General features: G+C 70.9%; 4 protein-coding genes. 3 read left to right on the top strand and 1 reads right to left on the bottom strand.

The features are described 5' to 3' along the window. Positions 1 to 925: SseB family protein (locus tag RWP81_RS14015; protein ID WP_314457091.1), on the top strand; the 925-nt coding region annotated here is incomplete at its 5' end. A gap of 344 nt (positions 926 to 1,269) precedes the next feature. Here RWP81_RS14015 and RWP81_RS14020 read toward each other — a convergent pair. Continuing rightward, positions 1,270 to 1,896: a DUF1684 domain-containing protein gene (locus tag RWP81_RS14020; RefSeq protein WP_314457093.1), complete on the bottom strand. Its 627-nt coding sequence runs from the start codon at positions 1,894 to 1,896 to the stop codon at positions 1,270 to 1,272. Positions 1,897 to 1,964: 68 nt separating this feature from the next. On the opposite strand from RWP81_RS14020, the gene ligD reads away from it, so the two are divergent. Together ligD and RWP81_RS14030 are read left to right on the top strand one after the other, a co-directional pair. Then, positions 1,965 to 2,993: a non-homologous end-joining DNA ligase gene (gene ligD, locus RWP81_RS14025; protein ID WP_314457096.1), complete on the top strand. Its 1,029-nt coding sequence runs from the start codon at positions 1,965 to 1,967 to the stop codon at positions 2,991 to 2,993. A 191-nt stretch (positions 2,994 to 3,184) separates the two neighbouring features. Beyond that, entirely contained in the window at positions 3,185 to 5,062 is a 1,878-nt protein-coding gene (locus RWP81_RS14030; protein ID WP_314457098.1) for an alkaline phosphatase, read from the top strand. Positions 5,063 to 5,185 lie beyond the last annotated feature (123 nt).

The raw sequence follows: 5,185 nt of genomic DNA on the forward strand, positions 1-5,185 counted from the left end.
GTCGTCGTTCCGTGGCGTCGGTGCGGGGCCTGAGACCCCCGCCGAGGCGTCGGCAGCGCCGACCGCCGCGCGTCCCTCAGCGCGCCAGCCCGGCGAGATGGTGGCACCGGAGGCCCCCGAGACCATGCCCGGCCTCCGCGACAACGTGCTGCTCAGCAACGCCCTCGCCGAGATCGTCGGTCAGGCCGAGCCCGCCCAGCTGCTCAACGTCGCACGTCAGTTGTTGCAGGGACACGTCTTCCTCCGCGTGAAGGGCGACGCGCGCGCCCTGATGGCCGAGGGCAAGGACCTGCCCCTCGCGGTGGCGAACAACGGCACCGAGCAGCTCGTGCTCGGCTACAGCGGCGGCATGGCCCTGCGGGCCAGCGTCGAGGCCGACGGAGACCGCGATACGTCGGCGATGGCGCAGCCCGTGCTGACGCTCCTGCGTCACATCATCGACGGCCCGTACGGCGGCATGGTTCTCAACCCCGCCGCGGCCGATGGGCGTGCCGTGCTGCCGAAGCCGCTGCTCGAGCGGATGATCGCCGAGGTCGACCCGCAGCTGCGCATCAAGACGGCCCTGTCCGACGCGCGGACGGAGTCCACGGCATCCACCGTCGTCGAGGCCATCGTGGCCGACGCACCCATGTGGATCGCCGTGAACCAGACCGAAGAGGGCGGTCCCATGGGAGTCGCCGAGTCACGGGCCGCCACCGGCGAGCGCTTCCTCGAGGTGTTCTCGCACCCGCTCGAACTGCTGGCCCTCGGCCGCGGCGACCAGCCCCTGCCGATCCGCACGATGCAGCTCGCCAAGGCACTGTCGCAGGATGCCGGGCTCACCGGCATCCTGATCGACCCGGCCGGTCCGTGGATCCGCCTCGGACGCGACGAGCTCGGTCCGATCATCGCCCTCGCCGCCGAGGACGACGCGCCGACCGCCTGAGTCACAATGGTCGATGGGCCGCTTCCTTCGGGGAGTGGCCCATCGGCGTGTGGGTCTCCTGCGAGCCGAGGCTGTCGGACGTGCGTCGCGGGTCGCGGGGCGAGCCGAACTCCGGAAGATCCGCGTGCTGACCCCTCGGACGGGACCAGAGCGGGGCTTAGCCGGGTGATTCTCCGGAGTTCCGCCCGCGCCAGTGCGCGTTGGATCCGGTTCACCTCGGCGACAGACCTGGCGATGGGTCCGGGGGAGATCTACGGAGCCCGGCCCGCGCGAGCGCAGGACAGACTCCGTCTTGCTCGGTGACGGGCCCGGCGGGGAATCGTCGCGTTCGGCGCGAGCGAGACTCAGACCCCGTACATCTCCCCGACCGGCACGGCGACCGGCAGCACGTTGCCCGCGGGAGCGAGCGGGCACGCCCACATCGGGTCGTACGCGCACGAGGGGTTGTACGCGAAGTTGAAGTCGATCACGAGACTGTCGGGGGCCTCGCCTCGGCCGAGATCGGCGCCCTTGATGGTGTCCAGGAGGTAGCGCCCGCCGCCGTAGGTGCCGCCGGGGCGGCCGGCTGCGGCATCCCGAACCGGAACGAACAGGCCGCCCCCGTACGACGACAGCCGCCACACGTCCAGCGAACCCGTGTCGGGCAGTTCCACGCGGCCGATGCGATCGAAGCCGACCTCGCCGTCGGTGCCGGTGGTGGCGACGAACGACGCCTCGTCTGCGTCGAGCAGGGGGACTTCGAAGCGCCAGGCCGCGTCGTACGGGGCCAGGGGCAGTCCGACGAAACCCTCTCGCTGCGCCGGGAGCAGGGGAGTGGCGGGGTGGTCCGCGAACAGCGCGTCGCGCTCGATGCGCCAGAGTTCGTGCGCGTCTTCCGGATCGTCGGCTTCGCGCACCGCGTCGTACAACGCGAAGACGCGCAGACGCCAGTCGGCGATGTCGAGGGCGGCGCGGGCGGCGGCGGTGGTCATGCTTCGAGCGTAGGCGGCGGGATGCAACGGGGCAGACACGACGCCGGCGCGCGCACTAGCGTCGGGACATGGCATCCCCCCGCATCGCGCTGACCGTGCCGGGCCCCGAGGGCGACCGCGAGGTCGGCATCTCCAATCCAGACCGGGTGCTGTGGCCCGAGGTCGGCATCACCAAGCGCGAACTCGCCGAGTACCTCATCACCGTCGCAGACCCCTTCATCGCCGCGAACGGGCATCGGCCGGTGTCGCTCGAGCGCTTCCCCGAGGGCGTAGGCGGCGAGGCGTTCTTCTCGAAGAACCCGCCGAAGGGCGCCCCCGGCTTCGTCGAGGCGGTGACGGTGACGTACAACAGCGGGCGTCGGCATCCGCAGCTCTTCCTCGGCGAGATCGCGTCGGCCGTGTGGGCGGCGCAGATGAACACGATCGTGTTCCACCCGTGGGCTTCGCTCGCCAGCGACGCCGACCATCCGGTCGAGCTCCGCATCGACCTCGACCCGCAACCGGGCACGGGCATCGCCGAGGCGGTCGTGGCCGCGCACGAACTGCGGGCCGTGCTGCGGGAAGCGGGTCTGGAGGCCTGGATTAAAACCAGCGGCAACCGCGGCCTGCACGTGTTCTGCCCCATTGAGCCCACGCACGAGTTCCTCGACGTGCGGCACGCGGTCATCGCCGCAGCGCGCGAGCTGGAGCGACGGATGCCGGATGCCGTGACCACCAACTGGTGGAAAGAGGAGCGCGGGGAGCGCATCTTCGTCGACTTCAACCAGGCGAACCGCGACCGCACGATGGCGGGGGCGTATTCGCCGCGCGCGCTGCCGACCGCGACCGTGTCGACGCCGGTGTCGTGGGAGGAACTCGACGAACTCGACCCCCTCGCGTTCACGGTGCGGTCGATCCCGGAGCGGCTGGCATCCGTCGGTGATCCGTGGGCGGGGTTCTCCGAGAAACCCGGACGCGTCGACACCCTGCTCGAGTGGTGGCAGCGCGACCTCGACGACGGCCTCGGCGAGCTGCCCTTCCCTCCCGAGTTCCCGAAGATGCCCGGGGAGCCGCCGCGCGTGCAGCCGTCACGGGCGAAGGCCCCGGCATCCGACTGACGCGGCATCGTCGCATCTTCCCGAAAGGGATGCCAGCGCTCACCCGAGTGTTCACCGAACGGTGAAGGCGCGGGGTGAACGTTCACCTCCGGGTGTCCTGAGATTCGTTCTCACGAGAGGAGCTTCCGTCAACGTGGAACCCGACCGGCCCCCGGCGGTCGGTGAATCCCATACGAAACGGAAGCGAACACATGAACAAGCGCACGACCGGACGCACGCGTCGTCTGATCGTCATGAGCACCGTCGCGGGCGTCGCCCTCGGTGCCGTCCCCACGGTCGCCGCCTCGGCGGAGACCACACAGACCCCCGTTCCCGAGAACGTCATCGTGCTCATCTCGGACGGCGGAGGATACAACCAGTTCGACGCCGCCCGCCTGTACGAGAGCGGCACCAGCTATCAGCAGGTCGAGGTCGCGCCGAACTCCGGAGCGGTCACGAAGGTGCCCGGTACCCCGAGCGAGGTCTACGACGACTTCCCCGTGCAGATCGCACAGTCGCACTACTCCGCGGGTGGCCGCGCGGCGTACACGCCCGAGCAGGCGTGGGGCGACTTCTCGTGGGTGGCATCCGGTGCCACCGATTCCGCCGCCGCCGGCACCGCACTCGGCACCGGCGTGAAGACCACGAACGGCACCCTCGGCTTCTCGGCCGGCGGCACGCGCCTGCTGACCGTCGGCGAGCAGGCGATGGAGGTCGGCAAGAAGGTGGGGCTCGTCACGAGCGTCCCCTTCAACCACGCCACCCCCGCCGGCTTCATCGCGCACAACAAGAGCCGGAACGACTACCACGGTCTCGCCACCGAGATGATCGACTCGGGCGTCGACGTGGTCATCGGCGGCGGACACCCGAACTACACGGATGCCGGGACCTCCCGCGCCTCGCACTTCGGAGCCGGTTCGTGGATCTCGCAGACGGACTTCGACCGCGTCACGCAGGGCCAGACGCCCTTCTCGTACGTCGAGAGCAAGGCGGACTTCGAGCGCGTCGCCGAGGGGCAGAACGTTCCCGACAAGCTCTTCGGTCTGGCCCGTGTCGCCGAGACCTTCCAGTACAACCGTCCCGGCATCGCCAACAACAGCGTGCTGCCCTTCACCGACGCAGCCAACGCCGATGTCCCCTCGCTGGCCACGTCGACCCGCGCCGCGCTGAACGTGCTCGAGAAGGACGACGACGGCTTCTTCCTCATGGTCGAGAGCGGCGCCGTCGACTGGGCCGGTCACGCGAACCAGACCACGCGCATCGTCGAGGAGCAGCTGTCGTTCAACGACTCCGTCGACGCCGTCACCGACTGGGTCGAGAAGAACTCGAGCTGGGAGGAGACGCTCGTGATCGTCACCGCCGACCACGAGACCGGCTACCTCGCCGGTCCCGGCGCCGGTGCCGAGAAGGGTTGGACCGCCCTGACCGGTGCCGAAGGGCAGCTGCCGAACGTGTCGTGGCACTCGGGTGGTCACACCAACGCGCTCGTCCCGCTGTACGCGAAGGGCGCCGGCTCCGAGGTGCTCACCGCTCGGGCCGGCAACTGGGACTTCGTCCGCGGCGCCTACCTCGACAACACCGACCTGGGCAAGACGATCTTCGACGTCCTCGGACACGCGGATGCCGAGGGTGACGCGGTCGGCGTCGAGGCGTCGGTGCCGCTGCCCGCACAGGCCGGCCAGCTGAGCCTGGCGCTCCCCGCCACCGACGGCCCCATCACCTTCGCGGGTGACGCGGCGTCGCAGCGGGCCGAGCTGCCGGAGGTCGTCGTGAACGACTCCCGCAACGAGGCGCAGGCGCAGGGTCGCGGATGGACCCTGTCGGGTTCGGCCTCGGCGTTCGTCGCCGGTAACCGCTCGTTCGGTGCCGAGAACCTCAGCTGGACCCCCGAGGTCGTGCGCACGGCCGCGGGTGCCGCAGCCGGTGGCACCGCGACGCTGGACAAGCCCGCCACCCTCGCCGACGCCGGACGCGTCGAGCGCGTGGGCGAGACCGTCGTCGCCGCCGACCTGGCGCTGACCATCCCCGCGACCGCCGAGAGCGGCCGCTACGGCAGCGAGATCACCCTCACGCTCTTCGCGAAGGACTGATCCCCTCCGGCCGGTGGGGGCCCCCACGGGGGCGCACCCGGGCCCCCGGTTGCCCCCCCCGCGCGGCTTAGGCCGGTTGTCACCCACCTACGTGGCGGCGGCGGCCGGCGCCCGCGTCCGGCG

Origin of the sequence: uncultured Microbacterium sp. (assembly GCF_963521695.1) — a bacterium.
In the GTDB taxonomy this organism is placed as follows: domain Bacteria; phylum Actinomycetota; class Actinomycetes; order Actinomycetales; family Microbacteriaceae; genus Microbacterium.

What these genes read in the sequence shown, in the direction of transcription:
- ligD (WP_314457096.1), top strand. Translation starts at nt 1,965, where the DNA reads ATGGCATCCCCCCGCATCGCGCTGACCGTGCCGGGCCCCGAGGGCGAC.
- RWP81_RS14030 (WP_314457098.1), top strand. Translation starts at nt 3,185, where the DNA reads ATGAACAAGCGCACGACCGGACGCACGCGTCGTCTGATCGTCATGAGC.
- RWP81_RS14020 (WP_314457093.1), bottom strand. Translation starts at nt 1,896, where the DNA reads ATGACCACCGCCGCCGCCCGCGCCGCCCTCGACATCGCCGACTGGCGT.